Annotated in this window: 16 protein-coding genes; 11 read left to right on the top strand and 5 right to left on the bottom strand. The window is 73.0% G+C overall.

From position 1 onward, the window contains the following. A partial coding sequence (locus GUY60_RS18625) for an outer membrane protein assembly factor BamB family protein (protein ID WP_161699254.1) occupies positions 1-594 on the bottom strand: 594 nt, incomplete at its 3' end. Between the two features lie 81 nt (positions 595-675). Beyond that, positions 676-1,416: a hypothetical protein gene (locus GUY60_RS18630; protein WP_161699256.1), complete on the bottom strand. Its 741-nt coding sequence runs from the start codon at positions 1,414-1,416 to the stop codon at positions 676-678. Between the two features lie 423 nt (positions 1,417-1,839). On the opposite strand from GUY60_RS18630, the gene GUY60_RS18635 reads away from it, so the two are divergent. The 7 genes from GUY60_RS18635 to egtD all read left to right on the top strand — a co-directional run bounded on the left by GUY60_RS18635 (position 1,840) and on the right by egtD (position 9,773). Next, entirely contained in the window at positions 1,840-3,705 is a 1,866-nt protein-coding gene (locus GUY60_RS18635) for a serine/threonine-protein kinase (RefSeq protein WP_161699258.1), read from the top strand. A gap of 109 nt (positions 3,706-3,814) precedes the next feature. Beyond that, positions 3,815-4,555, top strand: coding sequence for a class I SAM-dependent methyltransferase (locus GUY60_RS18640; protein WP_161699260.1), 741 nt, complete (start codon positions 3,815-3,817; stop codon positions 4,553-4,555). A gap of 62 nt (positions 4,556-4,617) precedes the next feature. Continuing rightward, positions 4,618-5,076 carry a type II toxin-antitoxin system PemK/MazF family toxin gene (locus GUY60_RS18645; RefSeq protein WP_161699262.1) on the top strand — a complete coding sequence of 153 codons (459 nt, stop codon included), beginning with the start codon at positions 4,618-4,620 and terminating at the stop codon, positions 5,074-5,076. A gap of 269 nt (positions 5,077-5,345) precedes the next feature. Continuing rightward, a complete protein-coding gene (gene egtA / locus GUY60_RS18650; RefSeq protein ID WP_161699264.1) occupies positions 5,346-6,632 on the top strand; it encodes an ergothioneine biosynthesis glutamate--cysteine ligase EgtA in 1,287 nt (428 codons plus the stop codon). A 14-nt stretch (positions 6,633-6,646) separates the two neighbouring features. Further along, complete coding sequence (gene egtB / locus GUY60_RS18655; protein ID WP_161699284.1) at positions 6,647-8,017, top strand: ergothioneine biosynthesis protein EgtB; 1,371 nt, start codon at positions 6,647-6,649, stop codon at positions 8,015-8,017. Beyond that, entirely contained in the window at positions 8,017-8,817 is an 801-nt protein-coding gene (gene egtC, locus GUY60_RS18660; protein ID WP_161699266.1) for an ergothioneine biosynthesis protein EgtC, read from the top strand. Before egtB ends, egtC begins: the two co-directional genes overlap by 1 nt. Beyond that, complete coding sequence (gene egtD, locus GUY60_RS18665; RefSeq protein ID WP_161699268.1) at positions 8,814-9,773, top strand: L-histidine N(alpha)-methyltransferase; 960 nt, start codon at positions 8,814-8,816, stop codon at positions 9,771-9,773. The genes egtC and egtD overlap by 4 nt, the downstream gene beginning before the upstream one ends. A gap of 98 nt (positions 9,774-9,871) precedes the next feature. On the opposite strand, the gene GUY60_RS18670 is transcribed toward egtD, so the two are convergent. Beyond that, complete coding sequence (locus GUY60_RS18670) at positions 9,872-11,128, bottom strand: extracellular solute-binding protein (protein WP_161699270.1); 1,257 nt, start codon at positions 11,126-11,128, stop codon at positions 9,872-9,874. Positions 11,129-11,343: 215 nt separating this feature from the next. Between GUY60_RS18670 and GUY60_RS18675 the strand changes: the two genes are divergently transcribed. Then, positions 11,344-11,562 (top strand): dodecin, encoded by a 219-nt coding sequence (locus GUY60_RS18675; protein WP_161699272.1) that lies wholly within the window; start codon positions 11,344-11,346, stop codon positions 11,560-11,562. Between the two features lie 82 nt (positions 11,563-11,644). Here GUY60_RS18675 and GUY60_RS18680 read toward each other — a convergent pair whose 3' ends face one another. Then, positions 11,645-12,133 (bottom strand): phosphatase domain-containing protein, encoded by a 489-nt coding sequence (locus GUY60_RS18680; RefSeq protein ID WP_161699274.1) that lies wholly within the window; start codon positions 12,131-12,133, stop codon positions 11,645-11,647. Between the two features lie 85 nt (positions 12,134-12,218). On the opposite strand from GUY60_RS18680, the gene GUY60_RS18685 reads away from it, so the two are divergent. After that, a complete protein-coding gene (locus GUY60_RS18685; protein ID WP_161699276.1) occupies positions 12,219-13,250 on the top strand; it encodes an LLM class flavin-dependent oxidoreductase in 1,032 nt (343 codons plus the stop codon). A gap of 41 nt (positions 13,251-13,291) precedes the next feature. Further along, positions 13,292-15,655 (top strand): excinuclease ABC subunit UvrA, encoded by a 2,364-nt coding sequence (locus tag GUY60_RS18690; RefSeq protein ID WP_161699278.1) that lies wholly within the window; start codon positions 13,292-13,294, stop codon positions 15,653-15,655. Here the strand turns inward: GUY60_RS18690 and GUY60_RS18695 are convergent. Next, entirely contained in the window at positions 15,619-16,200 is a 582-nt protein-coding gene (locus GUY60_RS18695) for a YceI family protein (protein ID WP_161699280.1), read from the bottom strand. The genes GUY60_RS18690 and GUY60_RS18695 overlap by 37 nt on opposite strands. Positions 16,201-16,300: 100 nt before the next feature. Here GUY60_RS18695 and GUY60_RS18700 point away from each other — a divergent pair. Next, positions 16,301-17,068 (top strand): helix-turn-helix domain-containing protein (locus tag GUY60_RS18700; RefSeq protein WP_161699282.1); only part of this gene is annotated, 768 nt, incomplete at its 3' end.

Consider the following 17,068-nt stretch of genomic DNA (forward strand, 5'->3'; position numbering starts at 1 on the left):
GTCGGGGCCCGGCGGCGGGCACGCGGTCAGGGAGGGCGGCTGCACGCTCCACCGCACCGCGCCGGTCCGTGGCGCCAGGCCCGCGAGCCAGCCGTCGGCGGCGTCCACGACGGGTCCGGTCTCCGGCAGGAACGGCGCGATCCGCAGCCAGTCGCGGTCCTCTCCGCCCCGCGCGAGCGGACTCTTCGTCCGCTGCCAGAGCTTGCGTCCGGTGGCCGGGTCGTACGCGGTCAGGGTGTTCGCGCTGCTCCGCTCCTGTACGGCGAGCAGCACGCCGTCCGAGAAGCCGAGCGGCACCAACTCGTCGGCGGTGCTGTGGAGTTGGGAGAGGCGGCGACCGGTGCGGGTGTCGACGACGGTCACCTTCCTGCCCTGCGGTACGGCCAGCATCGTGCCGTCGGCCAGGGCCGGCCGGTCGGCGGTGTCGAGGGCGCTGCCGTCGGTGCGGAACGACCAGGCCACGTCAAGGGTGTTGGGGCGTTCCAGCGGCTCGGTGGCGGTTCTGCCGTCGCCGGCCAACAGCAGCGGAAGGCCGAGCGCGAGCAGGATTCCGCATCCGGCGTACCGTCGGACGCGAGTGAGCTGTGCGAACATTCCGCTCCCCGTTCTTCGAGTTCGGTCGGCGTTGCTCGAGCCCCTGTGATCAGCACGTGAGCCCGCGTGGTCCGCGCACCCTCAGGGCCGGGTGTCCTCGTCCCGGCTGTACACCCCGCTGGACGACCCCCGGTACACGGAGCCGTACCGCTCGGCGTATCCGGTCACCGCGTACCGGACGCCCTTCGGCGCGGGGACCGGCAGGGTGCGTTCCTTGCCGTTCCGCACGTAGTGGATGACGAGCCCGAAGGCGCGGGAGCCCTTGTCGGCCTGGAAGGTCGCGGAGAGGTTGACCTGCTCGCCGGGGCCGAGGGTGATGACCTTGTCCTTGAAGTACTGCCGGGTGGAGTGTTCGCCGGTGACGAAGACGGGCCGCGGCTTGTCCAGGTCCGCGAACAGCTGGATCTTCGGCTCACCCCCGGCGCCCTCCTCGCACAGCAGCGTGCCGTCGAACGGCCCGGCCGCACGCGGTGACTTCGGCTCGATCTCGATCGACGTGACGGTCAGCGACTCGGCGCCGCCTTCGAGGGTGAGGCCGGTCTTCAACGCACCGGCCCGCGCACCGTCGTTGCGCCGGATCACAGCGTCCACGTCGCCGCCGGAGACGAGTTCAGCCCGGTCCTTCGGTGTGGACACCTGCCGGGGCAGGGCCATGCAGCCCGCTTCGTTCTCCGACCGGGCGGACACCGCGAACGGCTCGGACTTGGCCGAAGGCGTACCGGACGCGGATGCGGCATCCGGCTCGTCGGCGGGCTCGGACTCGCCGCTCAGGCCGACGAGTTGGAGGGCGAGCGCGGTCAGTACCGCGGCGATGACGGGCATGCCCGCGCCCAGCCAGAGCACTCTCGTGTGCCGCTTCCACCACGGTTCGGGTGCGTCCTGCGGCGTCGGCCGGTTCGCGCGAGAACGGTTGCGCGCACGTAGTGTGGTCCGATTTCTCATCTCACCCCCATGCCGCCTCCAGGCGGCGAGACGCTCCCCGGTTCTGCGGGCCGAACCCGCCACCCCCGACCATCCCGAGTGGACTATTCTAACCTCCGCGCGCTCCAGGCGAGTTGGCCAGAACCGCAGAGCGTTCCCGAGCGTCGTGATCACCGACTGACGCGCGGCGTTCGCGGGGCGCGCAGGCGTGACGAGCAAGGTTGCGCAATGCGTGACAAGCAAGGTGCGCAGGCGCGACGAGCAGGGTGCGCAAGGCGTGACATTTCGACCGATGAGGCCGGACGACCGGGGGACGAGACCACGATGACGAGTGCGACCGGCGGGGACAGCGACGACAACGTCGAGGGTGGCATCAAGCCGCTCACCGCGGCCGACCCCGACCGGATCGGGCCCTATCTGCTGCTCGGCCGGCTCGGCGCGGGCGGCATGGGGCGGGTGTACCTGGCCCGTTCGGAGAGCGGCCGCACCGCGGCGGTGAAGGTGGTGCACGAGGAGCACGTCGCGGACAGCCAGTTCCGGGCCCGCTTCCGGCGGGAGATCGGCGCCGCGCGGAAGGTCGACAAGCGGTACACGGCGCCCGTCCTGGACGCCGACCCGGACGCCGCCCTCCCCTGGGTCGCCACCGGGTACGTCCCCGGACTCTCCCTTGAGCAGGTCGTACGCGGGCACGGGCCGCTGCCCGCCGAGGCCGTGCACGCGCTCGCCGACGGGCTGCTTCGCGCCCTGCGGGACATCCACGGCGCCGGGATCGTGCACCGCGACCTCAAGCCGTCCAACGTGATGCTCACCGTCGACGGGCCGCGCGTCATCGACTTCGGCATCGCGCGTGCCGTACAGACCTCCGCCGAGTCGATGCTGACCAGTACCGGCATGGTCATCGGCTCGCCCGGATTCATGGCGCCCGAGCAGGTGCTCGGTGAGTCCACGGGCCCGAAGTGCGATGTGTTCGCGCTCGGTTGCCTGCTCGGGTACGCGGCCACGGGGCAGTTGCCGTTCGGGCACGGGGCCAGCAACCAGCACGCCGTGATGTACCGGATCGTCGAGGGCGAACCCGAGCTCGACGGGCTGCGGGACGACAAGCTCCGCGCCCTCGCCCTGCGCTGCCTGGCCAAGGGCGTCGACGAACGCCCGGACGTGGACGAGCTGTTGGCGGACCCGGAGCGGCTCGCGGCGCTGCCGCCGGGCGGCGTGCACCTGCCCGGCGCGGTGGTGACGCACCTGGCGCAGCAGGCGGCCCGGTTCCTGGACGCGGAGGCGGTCACGCCGGTACGCGAGGAGGCGCCCGCGCCCGCCGTCGCGCCCACCGACGCGCCCACCGACCGGGACACGGCGAAGCTGGGCCCGGCCGCCGGTGCGGCGGCCACCGTGGGGACGGACACCCCGCAAAAGCCGGCACGGCGCCGTCGCGGCTGGGTGCTCGCCCTGTCCGTGGCCGCCGTGCTCGCGCTGAGCGGCGGCACGATCGTGCTCCTCGAACCGTTCGGCGGCAAGGGCCGGGAGGACGCGGCACCGCCGGGAGGCGGCGGCGCCTCCTCGGCAGGGCCCGACTCCCCGTCCTCCCCCAGCGGTTCGCCCTCGGAGAAGGGCAAGGAGAAGAAGAAGGACGAGGACGGCAAGGACGACGGCAAGGGCAAGGACGGGTCCGACGGCAAGGACGGGGCGAGCGGCGCCGACGGGGGCGGCGCAGGCGACGCGGACGGCGGCACCGACGCGTCCGGGGGCGGCTCGTCCGGTGACGGTTCGGCCGCCGGGGACGGTTCGGGCTCCGGGGACTCGTCCGGGGACGACTCCGGCCCGTCCGGCGGCGGTTCGGGCGACTCCGGTTCCTCGGGCGGCGGCAGCGGCGCGGTCCCCTCGTACTTCGTCGACAGCTGGCGGTACGCGGACCAGTACAACGTCGGCCAGCCCGGCACCGTCACCATCTCCGGGGGCGGAGCGGTGCGCCTGGTCATGAACACCAACGGCATGGCCTGCACGTACGCGGCGAAGGTCACCTCGACGGCCAACGAGGGCAGCCGGATCAACGTGGGCACGCAGACACTCACCGCCGGTACACCGGGGCCGTGTTACGAGACGAAGGACCCCTCGTACTTCACGATCAGCGGCAGCGGCATCCGGTACGTGCCGGGGCCTTCGCACGGCGACGGATACCTCTACAAGCGGAGCTGATCCACCGGCGGGCCCAGGGGACGTCTCCCCCAGGCCGGACCGGGGCGAGGGCCCGGCCGGTGCCGTAATCGTGTTGACCGCCCCCGGCAGGCAGTGCTGGAGTCGGCACGTGGACAGCATCCCCGCCAACCGGCGGCTCTGGAACCGGATCAGCAGCGCCTACCAGCACGAGCACGACCCGCAGATCGGCGCCGCACCCCGGCTGTGGGGCATGTACTCCATCCCCGACGCGCACCTGCACGCCCTGGGCGACGTCACCGGCAAGCGCGTCCTCGAACTCGGCTGCGGCGCCGGCCAGTGGTCCAGGGCGCTCGCCGCCGAGGGCGCCCACGTGGTCGGGATCGACCTGTCCGAAGCCCAACTCGCCGCAGCGGTCCGCGAGATGGGAGCAGCCCGCTACCCGCTTGTGCAAGGCGCCGCCGAACAACTCCCCTTCGCCGCCGACAGCTTCGACCTGGTCTTCTGCGACTTCGGCGGGCTCAGCTGGGCACCCCCGCACCTGGCCGTCCCGCAGGCCGCACGCATCCTGCGCCCAGGCGGGCGCCTGGTGTTCAACGTCGCCAGCCCATGGTTCGAAGCCTGCTACGACGAAGCCGCAAGCCGCGTGACCACGACCCTGCAACAGGACTACTTCGGCCTGAACACCATCGCCGAAGGCGACGGCGCGACCAGCTATCAGCTCACCTACGGCGACTGGGTCAGGGTCCTGCGCGGCGCGGGCCTCATCATCGACGACCTCATCGAGCCCCGGCCCGAACCCGCAACACCCAACGGCTACAACGAAACCGACCCACCCGACTGGGCACGCCACTGGCCGGCGGAACTGCTCTGGGTAACCCACAAACCGTAGGTTCCGCCGCGGCGCGGGGGCAGGCTCCCGCGCCGCCCGCGCCCGCCCGTACCCTGGCCCGCGTGACTGCCTACAGCAACGACCAGCGCACGCCCGAATCCCCCGGCCGCGGCGGCCCCACGGCGACCCAGGAGGCCGCGCCGCACGAGGTCCGCGGCGTCCGTACCGAGTACGCGCCCGCCCACGACGGCGACCCGGACCCCGGCGAGATCGTCTGGACCTGGGTGCCGTACGAGGAGAACGACGGGCGGGGCAAGGACCGGCCCGTACTGATCGTGGCCCGTGAGGCGGGCGGCACGCTGCTCGGTGTGCGGCTCTCCAGCAAGCGGCACGCCGGCGACCGGGAGTGGGTGCCGCTCGGCAGCGGACCCTGGGACGCCTCGGGCCGTGACTCGTGGGTGGACCTGGACCGGGTGCTGCGGGTGCACGAGCGGGGCATGCGCCGGGAGGCCTGCGCGCTCGACCGGATGCGGTTCAACCTGGTGGTGAAGCGCCTCAAGGAGCGGTACGGCTGGCGCTGAGGTAGCGTCGAGAAACGGTACGCCCGGCGGTGCTCCCCGTCGGCCCGCACCCTGTCCACACCGATCCGAACCACGGCCGAGGACAAGGGAGTTGGCGACAGGGCACCTCCGCGACGACTGCCGTTCACCCGCGTGCTCGTGGGGCGGTCTTGTGCGGACGACGGCGAGGGTCTTGGGTTGATGGCTGTGACGGCACAGCCCCTCCCAAAAGAGGGCTGTGCCGCACCGCCCACGCCTGGGCGCCGCTCCGCGACAAGGGGATCCCTTCGATGAGTGAGGCCGACTGTACGGAGTACGACCTGCGGATGACCGAGGACGAGGTGGAAGCGCTCGTCCACGGCATCTGCTTCAAGACGGGCCCACCCGGAACCGTCGGCGTGGAACTCGAGTGGCTGGTCCACGAGTTGCGCGCACCCCGCAAGCCCGTGACACCCGAACGGCGCGCGGCGGCGGCAGCCGCACTGCGTGCCCTGACCCTGAGTTCGGCCCTGACGGTCGAACCCGGTGGACAGCTGGAGCTCAGCTCGCTGCCCGCCGCTTCTCTGACGGAGTGCGTCACCTCCGTCTCCGCCGACCTCGACCTCGCCCGTGCCGCACTGGCCGAGCTGGGGCTCGGCCTCTTCGGACTCGGACAGGACCCCTGGCAGCCCCCGCACCGCGTGCTGCGCGACGAGCGGTACGTCGCCATGGAGCGCTACTTCGACCGCGCCGGGCCCGCCGGGCGCGCCATGATGTGCTCCACCGCGTCGGTGCAGGTCTGTCTGGACGCCGGATACGAGGAGCCGGGGCCGCTCGGGCACGGGCGGCGCTGGCGGCTCGCGCATCTGCTCGGCGCTGTCCTGGTCGCCGCGTTCGCCAACTCCCCCCTGGACCAAGGGCGTCCGACCGGTTGGCGGTCCACCCGGCAGGCGGTGTGGGCGGCCATCGAGCCGGGCCGCAGCGCCGCCCCACCGCCGGACACCGACCCGCGCACCGCCTGGGCCCGGCACGTCCTGGACGCCCCGGTGATGTGTGTGCGGATGCCCGAGGGGCCGTGGCTGGTGCCGGAGCGGGTCACCTTCCGGGACTGGCTGCGCGGCGCCGCGCTGCCCCGCCCGGCGACCCGCGCGGATCTCGACTACCACCTGACGACGCTGTTCCCGCCGGTGCGGCCGCGCGGCCACCTGGAGCTGCGCATGGTCGACGCGCAGCCGGGCCCGGACGGCTGGCTGGTGCCGCTCGCGGTGACCACCGCGCTGTTCGACGACCCGGAGGCCGCGGAGCGCGCGTACCGCACCGTGAAGCCGCTCGCGGAGCGCGCCGCGGGTGAGGACGGCGGGGCGCTGCCCGCGCCGAGCAACCCGCTGTGGCTCGACGCCGCCCGGCACGGTCTCGCCGACCCCGAACTGCGGGACGTGGCAGCGGAGTTGTTCGCCGCCGCCCTGGACGCGCTGCCCGCGCTCGGGGCGCCGACGGCGGTGGTCGACGCGGTCGGCGCGTTCGCGGAACGCCATGTCGCCCGGGGCCGCTGCCCCGCCGACGATCTGCTCGACGAAGTCAACGGGAGGACACCGTGACGTACAGCGAAGCACTGACCGGCCCGCCCGACCCGGCCGCCGGCCAGGACCCGGAGGCGCTGCGGACGGCCGCGCGCGCCGCGCTCAGCACCGCGCGCGAGCGCACCCGGCTGCTCACCACCTGCGTCGACGCGGCCGAACTCACCGCCCAGCACTCGCCGTTGATGTCCCCCCTCGTGTGGGACCTGGCGCACATCGGCAACCAGGAGGAGCAGTGGCTGCTCCGTGCCGTGGCCGGGCGGGCGCCGATGCGGCCGGAGATCGACTCGGTGTACGACGCGTTCGAGCACCCGCGCGCCGAACGCCCCTCGCTGCCGCTGCTGTCGCCGGACGAGGCGCACCGGTACGCGGCGGAGGTGCGGGGGCGGGCCTTCGACGTGCTCGACACCAGCGCGCTGCGCGGCAGTTCACTGCTCGACGCGGGGTTCGCCTTCGGCATGATCGCGCAGCACGAGCAGCAGCACGACGAGACCATGCTGATCACCCACCAGCTGCGCCGGGGCCCGGCGGCCCTGGCGGCCCCGGAACCTCCCCCTGCTGCCGCGCCTCTGACGGCACATGAAGTCCTCGTGCCCGGAGGCCCGTTCACGATGGGCACCTCCACCGAACCGTGGGCCCTGGACAACGAACGCCCCGCGCACCGCCGGGACGTACCCGCATACTGGATCGACACGACCCCGGTGACCTGCGGCGCGTACCTGGAGTTCATGGCCGACGGCGGCTACGAGGAGGCCCGCTGGTGGGACGGCGCGGGCTGGGCGTACGTACGTGAACACGGCCTGTCGGCGCCGCTGTTCTGGCGCCGCGAGGGCGGGCAGTGGCTGCGCCGCCGCTTCGGCGTGACGGAGCCGGTTCCGGTGAACGAGCCGGTGCTGCATGTGAGTTGGTACGAGGCGGACGCGTACGCGCGCTGGGCCGGGCGGCGGCTGCCCACCGAGGCCGAGTGGGAGAAGGCGGCCCGGCACGACCAGGACAACGACCGCTCGCGCCGCTACCCGTGGGGCGACACCGAACCGACCCCGGACCGCGCCAACCTCGGCCAGCGCCATCTGCGCCCGGCCCCGGCGGGCGCGTACGAACAGGGCCAATCCCCTTCGGGCGTACGGCAGTTGATCGGGGACGTGTGGGAGTGGACGGCGAGCGACTTCCTGCCCTACCCGGGGTTCGTCGCCTTCCCGTACCGCGAGTACTCGGAGGTGTTCTTCGGCCCGGACCACAAGGTGCTGCGCGGTGGTTCGTTCGCGGTGGACCAGGTGGCCTGCCGCGGCACGTTCCGCAACTGGGACTATCCGGTGCGGCGGCAGATCTTCTCCGGCTTCCGCACCGCCCGCGACGCGAGCCCCGAGGAACGCACGGCGCACGACCCCCGGCCCGGTGGTGCCTGATGTGCCGTCACTTCGCTTACGTGGGCCCGCCAAAGCCCCTCGGCGAGCTGCTCGTACGCCCGCCGCACAGCCTGTACGTACAGTCCTGGGCGCCCCGCCACCAGCGGTACGGGACCGTCAACGCCGATGGTTTCGGGGTGGGTTGGCACGCGGACGGGGACCCGCTGCCCGCCCGCTACCGGCGTTCCGGGCCGGTGTGGGGCGATCTGTCCTTCGCCGATCTGGCCCGCGTGGTGCGCAGCGGCACGGTCCTCGCGGCCGTACGGGACGCCACCCTGCCGGGTGCGGACGGGGAGGCGGCGGCCGCTCCGTTCGCGTACGGGCCGTGGCTGTTCAGCCACAACGGCGCGGTCGCGGGCTGGCCCGACTCCCTTGCCGTACCGGCCCGTTCACTGCCCGCCGACGAGCTGCTCGGCCTGGAGGCGCGCTGCGACTCGGCCCTGGTGTGGGCGCTGCTGCTGCACCGGCTCAGGGCCGGTGACGAGCCGCCGCAGGCACTCGCCGACACGGTCGCGGAGGTCGCCGCCGCCGCGCCCGGCTCCCGGCTCAACCTGCTCGTCACCGACGGCACCACGATCACCGCCACGGCCTGGGGCGACACCCTCTGGTACCTCGCCTTGCCGGGCGGCGACGGCACGGTCGTCGCGTCCGAGCCGTACGACGACGATCCGCGCTGGCGCCGGGTGCCCGACCGGACCCTGCTCACGGCGAGCCGCACCGATGTTTCGCTGACCCCGCTCAAGGAGCCCGAGGCCGCGCGGCGCGCACGGCCCGACGATGTCAAGGAGCCCACCGCGTGAGCACGTTGCAGTTCACCCGCACCCTGCCCGAGGACGCCACCGGCGCCGCGCTCCGTGCCGATGTGCGCGCGGGCCTGACCGGCTCGCCGAAGACCCTGCCGCCGAAGTGGTTCTACGACGCGCGCGGCAGCGCCCTGTTCGAGCAGATCACCGCACTCGCCGAGTACTACCCGACGCGCGCCGAACGGGAGATCCTGCTCGACCGCGCCGGGGAGATCGCGGCCGCGACCGGCGCCCACACCCTGATCGAGCTGGGCTCAGGGTCCTCCGACAAGACCCGCCACCTCCTCGACGCCCTCACCGAACTGCGCATGTACGTACCGGTGGACGTCAGCGAGACCGCGCTGCGGCAGGCCGGTCAGGCGCTGCGCGCGGAGCGTCCGGCGCTCGACGTGCACGCCCTGATCGCCGACTTCACCGCCCCGCTCACGCTGCCCGAGACACCCGGCCCGCGCCTGGTCGCGTTCCTCGGCGGCACCCTCGGCAACCTGCTGCCCGCTGAGCGCGCCACGTTCCTCGCCTCGGTCCGCGCGCTGCTCTCGCCGGGCGACGCGCTGCTCCTCGGCACGGACCTGGTCAAGGACGAGCGGACTTTGGTCGCGGCGTACGACGACGCGGCGGGCGTCACGGCCGCGTTCAACAAGAACGTCCTCGAGGTCATCAACCGCGAACTGGCCGCCGACTTCGACCCCGACGACTTCAGCCATGTCGCCCGCTGGGACGCGGAGCGGGAGTGGATCGAGATGCGGCTTCGGGCCCGTACCGGCGTCACCGTGAAGATCCGGGAGCTCGGCCTCGCGGTGGAGTTCGCGGTCGGCGAGGAGCTGCGCACCGAGATCTCGGCGAAGTTCCGCGAGGACGGCGTACGCGCCGAACTGGCGGCGGCGGGCCTGACCCAGACCCACTGGTGGACGGACGCGGCGGGCCGCTTCGCACTGTCGCTCGCACGGGTCTGAGCGGATGGGCCTGACTCGCACGGGTCTGACTGGCACGGGTCTGAGCGGACGGGCTCGGTGGGGCGCGGCGGGGTCTTCGGTCCGTCCTCGCGGCGTGCTCACTCCTCCAGCGCCTCCGTGATCTCCGCCGAGGCGCGGCGGGCGGCGCGGGAGGGGTCGCCGCCGTCCAGGACCTCCGTCATGTACCGCTTGATCGGGTTGTCCGCCTCGACCGTCGCCCAGCGCGGCGAGGCGGGCGTCGCCCGGCCGCGGGCCGCGCCGCGCGCCATCGCGGCGACACCCGGCTCGTCCGCCACCGCGCCCGCGAGCGTCGCCTTGTTGGGCACGGAGTCCATGGTGCGGGCGAGCTCGGTCTGCCACTTCCGGCCGGCCAGCGCGTCGATCACGGCCACCGCGCCGCGCTGGCTGCGGCTGCGCTCGGGCACGATCAGGTCGGAGCCGCCGGTGAACACCGCGGCCGGGGTGCCGGCCCGGCGGCCCGGGATGGGGAAGTAGCCCAGTTTTCCCCTGAGTTCGGGGTTCTTCTCCTCGATCGCCTCGGTCGCCCCCGGTACGGACACGATCTGGGCGACATCGCCGAGGGCGAAGACCCCGGCCTGCGGCGGCGTCTCCTCGTCGGCGTCCGTGGGGCCCGCACCGAGTCCCTGGAGCCGCCGGTAGAACTCCATGCCACGCAGGGCGGCGGGGCTGTGCAGCGTGCCGCGCCAGCGCCCTTGCGACTCCTCGGCGAGCTCGCCGCCCTCGTCCCAGATGAACCCGGCGAGCGTGTACCAGTCCTGCCCGGCGAGGTAAATCCCTTGATCCCCCTGGGAGTTGAGGCGCCGCGTCTGGCTCAGCCACTCCTCGCGCGTGCGCGGCGGCCCGCCGATGCCCGCGGCCCGGAACAGGTCCTTGCGGTAGACGACGACGCGGTTCGCCGCGTACCACGGGATGCCGTACTGCGCGCCGCGGAAGCTGCCGGGTTCGGCGAGTCCCGGCAACCAGTCGTCCATGCCCCAGTCGCGCATGGACTCCAGGGACAGATCGGTGAGGCCGCCCTCGTCCACGTACTGGGCGACCTGGGTGTTGCCGACCTCGATGACATCGGGCGCCGAGCCCTTGCCGCTCTCCAGGGCGGCGGAGACCTTGGCGCCGACGCCGCTCCACTCCTGGATCCGCACATCGAGGGCAAGTCCCTTGTGCTGGCGCTCGAACGCGGTCGTGAAGCGCCGCACGAAGGCGTCGGTCGCGCTGCCGCGCATCAGCCAGACCGTCACCGTGTCGCGCTCCGGCTCCCCGTCGGGCAGGAGGCCGCAGCCGCCGAGCGGGAGCGTTGCGGCGAGGGCCAGGCAGAGGGCGAGGAAGCGCTGTTTCACGTGGGTCACCTTCGGTGTGCGGACACGGGAGGATCGCCCGACGTGGGGGAAAGCGGGGGCGCCGGGCACCTGCCGCTTGCACGGGTATGGCTCGGGATTTTGGTATAGACCAACGAAGGGGTCAAGGCTTCGGCGGAATCGGCACCGGTCGCCTCGCGCGCTGTCGCACCCTGGGGCACGGTGGTGGAGTCACCTCCCAGAAGGAGCGCGCTGCCATGTCCGATCACACCTACCGGGTCACCGAGATCGTCGGCACCTCGCAAGAGGGCGTCGACCAGGCCATCCGCAACGGCCTCGCCCGCGCCTCACAGACGGTGCGCGGCCTTGACTGGTTCGAGGTGACCCAGGTCCGCGGCCATATCGTCGACGGCGCCGTGGAGCACTACCAGGTCGGCCTGAAGGTCGGCTTCCGGCTGGAGGACGGGGAGCTCTGAGGCGGAAAGCTCAGCCCCGTCCGGGCGGGACGGGACGGCTCCGGTCCGGGCGGGACGGGACGGCTCCGGTCCGTCCCGCACCTCAGGTCCGTCCCTCCCGCTCCTGCGCCACCTCGAGGGCCGCGGACGACTGCGCCCAGCGGGCCCGTACGACCGTGAACCCCGCCTGCCGGGCCGCGTCGCAGACCAGCTCGTCGTCGTCGACGAGTACCCGTACCTCGCGGCCGCGCGCGAGCCTGCGCAGTACGTCCAGTTTGGTGTGGCGGGCCGGACGGCGGTCGTTGTCGCGGCGCATCCAGATCCGCCCGGCGGGCAGACCGTGCCGGTCGAGCCAGTCGGTGGTGTCGGCGCGGCAGCGCTCGGGGCGGCCGGTGAGGTACTGGATCTCGCACTCCGCCGCGTGCTCGTGGACAAGCGCGATCCCGTCGGCGAGCGGCGGGTCCTCGGGCGCGGCCGCGAAGAAGCCGGTCCAGTCACGCGGCTTGCCCTCCAGGAAGTGCTGGCGGTGCGCGGTGTCCGCAAGGGTGTTGTCGAGGTCGAACACGGCGAGGGGCCGGGGCGCTTCACTCATCCGGCAAGCGTAGCCAGGGCACGGTCGGGCCGCCGTACCGGACCGGTGCGGGAAGTCCACGGCGCCGCCCCGCGTTGTACCCACCGTGACCTCACCGCTCTCGAAGACCCGGTTCTCCGTACTCGACCGCTCCCGCACCCGGCAGGGACAGGACGCTCCCAGCGCGCTGCGCGCCACCGTGCGGTTCGCGCAGCAGGCCGAGGCGCTCGGCTACCACCGCTTCTGGGTCTCCGAGCACCACAGCGTGCCCGGCGTGGCCGGATCCGCGCCGACCGTGCTCGCGGCGGCGGTGGCCTCGGCGACCCGTACGATCCGGGTCGGCACCGGCGGCGTGATGCTGCCGAACCATCAACCCCTGGTCGTGGCCGAGCAGTTCGGGGTTCTGGAGTCACTGTTCCCGGGCCGGATCGACATGGGGCTCGGCCGTTCCGTGGGCTTCACCGGCGGGGTGCGCAAGGCGCTCGGTCGGGACAAGGACGACGCCCGCGACTTCGCCGCGCAGTTGCGCGAGTTGCTCGGCTACCTCACCGGCGACCAGACTGAGCATCCGCAGGTGCACGCCCACCCGGCGGAGGGACTGCGGGTGCCGCCGTACGTCCTGGCGACCGGCGAGGGCGCCGACATCGCGGCACGGGCGGGGCTTCCGCTGGTGATCGGGGATCTGCGCGGCCGCTCCCGGATGCTCGCCGCGATCGAGCGGTACCGCGACGGCTTCAAGCCCTCGGTGTGGGCGGACGAGCCGTACGTGATGATCTCCGGGAACATCGCGGTCGCGGACACCACCGAGGCCGCCCACCGGCTGCTGCTGCCGGAGGCCTGGTCGATGGCGTACTCCCGCACCCACGGCGTCTTCCCGCCGCTGCTCCCGGCCGAGGAGATCGAGCGCCTCGACATGACACCCAAGGAACGGGAGTTCTACGAGTCGGGCCTCCGCGGCCACGTGCACGGCACCCCCGCCGAGGTGGCCCCCGCCCTGGCGGACCTGGTCGCGGCGAGCGGCGCGGACGAGGTGCTTGTCACGACATCGACGTACGACCGCGAGGCCATGCTCGACTCGTACCGCGACCTCGCCCGGCTGGCAGGCCTGACGGCGACGGCAGGTCTGACGGCGACCTAGAATCGTAGGGTTTGCCCCCATCACCCTTCCCGGAGCGCCCCGTGCCGATCAGCCCTCACGACCCGTACGTCCGTGTCCGTGGTGCCCGGGAGCACAATCTGCGGGGCGTCGACGTGGACGTGCCACGGGACGCGTTGGTGGCGTTCACCGGGGTGTCCGGGTCAGGCAAGTCGTCGCTGGCCTTCGGGACGATCTACGCGGAGGCGCAGCGGCGGTACTTCGAGTCGGTGGCGCCGTACGCGCGCCGTCTGATCCACCAGGTGGGGGCGCCGAAGGTGGGCGAGATCACTGGGCTGCCGCCGGCCGTCTCGCTTGAGCAGCGGCGCTCCGCGCCGACCTCGCGCTCGTCCGTCGGCACCGTGACGACGCTCTCCAATTCGCTGCGGATGCTGTTCTCGCGTGCGGGCGACTACCCCGAGGGCGCCGAGCGGCTCGACTCCGACGCGTTCTCGCCGAACACCGCGGCGGGCGCCTGCCCGGACTGTCACGGCCTCGGCCTGGTGCACCGTACGACCGAACCGCTCCTCGTACCCGATCCGGAACTGTCGATCCGGGACGGGGCGGTCGCCGCGTGGCCGGGCGCCTGGCAGGGCAAGAACCTGCGCGATGTGCTCGACGCGCTCGGGTACGACGTGGACCGGCCCTGGCGCGAGCTGCCGCAGGCGGACCGGGACTGGATCCTCTTCACCGACGAGCAGCCGGTCGTCACCGTGCACCCGGTCCGCGATGCGGGCCGTATCCAACGCCCGTACCAGGGCACGTACATGAGCGCGCGGCGCTATGTCCTCAAGACCTTCGCGGACTCCAAGAGCCAGCCGCTGCGCGCGAAAGCGGAACGGTTCCTGGAGAGCGCGCCGTGTCCGGGGTGCGCGGGGCGGCGGCTGCGTCCTGAGGCGCTGGCCGTGACGTTCGCCGGGCACACCATCGCGGACCTCGCGGCGCTGCCGCTGACCGCGCTCGCCGTACTCCTGCGCGCCGCCGACGGCGACGAGACGGCACATGTCCTCACCGCCGACCTGCTCGCCCGGATCGAGGTCATCACCGAACTCGGCCTGGGCTACCTGGGGTTGGACCGCTCCACGCCGACTCTCTCTTCGGGCGAGTTGCAACGGCTGCGCCTGGCAACGCAGTTGAGGTCCGGCCTGTTCGGGGTGGTGTACGTCCTGGACGAGCCGTCGGCGGGGCTGCACCCGGCGGACACGGAGGCCCTCCTCACGGTCCTCGACCGGCTGAAGGCGTCCGGCAACTCGGTGTTCGTGGTCGAGCACCACCTCGATGTCGTACGCCGCGCCGACTGGCTGGTCGACGTGGGGCCGCGCGCCGGGGAGCACGGCGGGCAGGTGCTGCACAGCGGTCCGGTGGCCGACCTCGCGCGGGTCGAGGAGTCGGCGACGCGGCGTTTCCTCTTCGACGTCCCGGCGGCGGGGACGCGTACGGTGCGCGAACCGTCGGGCCGGCTGAAGCTGACCGGCGTGACCCGGCACAACCTCCACGGTGTCGACGCCGAGTTCCCGCTCGGCGTGTTCACCGCGGTGACCGGGGTGTCCGGCTCCGGCAAGTCGACCCTGGCCGGTCAGGAACTCCCGCTGGCCGCCGAGAAGTTGGCGTCCGTGAGCCGGGTGGTCCAGGTCGACCAGCGCCCCATCGGGCGTACGCCGCGCTCCAACCTGGCCACGTACACGGGCCTGTTCGACGTGGTGCGCAAGGCCTTCGCGGACACGGACGCGGCCCGCGTGCACGGCTACCGCGTGGGCCGGTTCTCGTTCAACGTGCCGGGCGGTCGGTGCGAGACCTGCCAGGGCGAGGGCTTCGTCTCGGTGGAGCTGCTGTTCCTGCCCAGTACGTACGCGCCGTGCCCGGACTGCGGCGGCGCCCGCTACAACCCCGAGACGCTGCGGGTCACGTACCGGGGCCGGACGATCGCCGAGGTGCTCGACCTGACGGTGGAGGCGGCGGCGGAGTTCTTCGCGGACATCCCGTCGGCGGCCCGCAGCCTGACCACCCTCCTCGACGTGGGCCTCGGCTACCTGCGCCTCGGCCAGCCGGCCACCGAATTGTCCGGCGGCGAGGCCCAGCGCATCAAGCTCGCCGGTGAACTCCAGCGGGTCAGGCGCGGCCACACCCTGTACGTACTCGACGAGCCGACGACCGGCCTGCACCCGGCCGATGTGGAGGTCCTGATGCGGCAGTTGCACGGCCTGGTCGACGCGGGCAACACGGTGGTGGTCGTCGAGCACGACATGGCGGTGGTCGCGGAGGCCGACTGGGTCATCGACCTGGGCCCCGGCGGCGGCGACGAGGGCGGCCGGATCGTCGCCACGGGGCCGCCCGCGCGGGTGGCACGGGCGGCGGGCAGCCGGACGGCGCCCTACTTGGCGGCGACCTTGGCGGCGGGCCCCGCCTGAGCCTCGGGGGCGACGAACTGCACATCGAGGTTGATCTTGACGACCTCACCGAGCAGCGCGGGCGCGAAGTCCAGGCCGTACTCGCTCCGCCGCAGCTCCCCCGTGGCCTCGAAGCCGGCGTGCGTCGAGCCGTCGATCGGGGACTCCTCGAGCCCGCCGAACTCCACGGCGAAGGTGATCGGCCGCGTCACGTCGCCGATGGTGAGGTCACCGGCGAGCGTCCAGTCCTCACCCGCGCCCTCGATCCGGTGCGAACGGAACGTCATGGTGGGCCGCGTGGCGACATCGAGCAGGTCGGAGGCGCGGACGTGCGCGTCCCGGTCGGCGTTGCCGGTGTCGACGGAGTCGAGGGCGACGGTCGCCGTGATCTCGGTCTCCGCCAGGGTCTCGCCGACGACGAGCGAGGCCTCCAGCTGGTTGAACCGGCCACGGACCTTGGCGATGCCGAGGTGGCGGATCGTGAACCCGACGGCGGAGTGGAAGGGGTCGAACGCCCAGGTCCCGGCGGGCAGGGGCAGTACGTGAGCAGTGGTCTGCGAAGTCATGCGGCCAGCCTGCGGCGCCGGCGGTACGGGAGGAAGGCCGCGCCGATGCTGGTAGTGACAGGGCCACCCTGAGCGTGCGCCGCGACCGTACGATCGACGGGTGAGCGAGAACGAACTGGGTGCCTACCTGCGCGACTGCCGCGAGTCCGTGACGCCCGCCGAGGTCGGCCTGCCGGCCGGGCCGCGGCGCCGCACGCCCGGCCTGCGCCGCTCCGAGCTGGCGATGCTGGCCGGGATCAGCGTCGAGTACCTGGCCCGCCTGGAGCAGGGCCGCGACCGCCACCCCTCGGCACAGGTCCTGGCCGCGCTCTGCGACGCGCTACGACTGTCCCTCGACGCCCGCGTGCGGCTGCGGCACCTCCTGAAGGCCGAGGAGGGCCACTACATGTGCGGGGCGGCACCGATGCCGGCCCGCGAGGTGCGCCCGACGGTACGCGCACTCCTCGACCGTCTCGAACCCACACCGGCCGTCGTGCAGAACCTCCTCGGGGAGTCCGTCGCGTACACGGAGGCGTACGCCCGCCTCGTCGGCCCCGTCGGCGCCCTCGACGGCGACCCGCCGAGCCTGCTGCGCTACCTCTTCACGGACCCCCGCGCGCGGGACGCCTACCCGGACTGGGACCACGTCGCGGACGAGCAAGTGGCCGCACTGCACTACGACTTGAGCCGCAGAGACCCGTATGTGGCGGAGCTGGTCAAGGAGTTGACGATCACAGCGGGCGCCCCTTTCACCGACCGCCTCACATCCCCGACCCGCCTCCCCTCCCCCACGGGCATCACCCGCTTCGTCCACCCGGAGGTAGGCGAACTCCGCCTGGCCTACGAGACGTTGAGCCTGCCGGAGGCGGACGGCCAACACGTACTGATC

The sequence above is a fragment of the Streptomyces boluensis genome, assembly GCF_009908195.1.
GTDB classification, from domain to species: domain Bacteria; phylum Actinomycetota; class Actinomycetes; order Streptomycetales; family Streptomycetaceae; genus Streptomyces; species Streptomyces boluensis.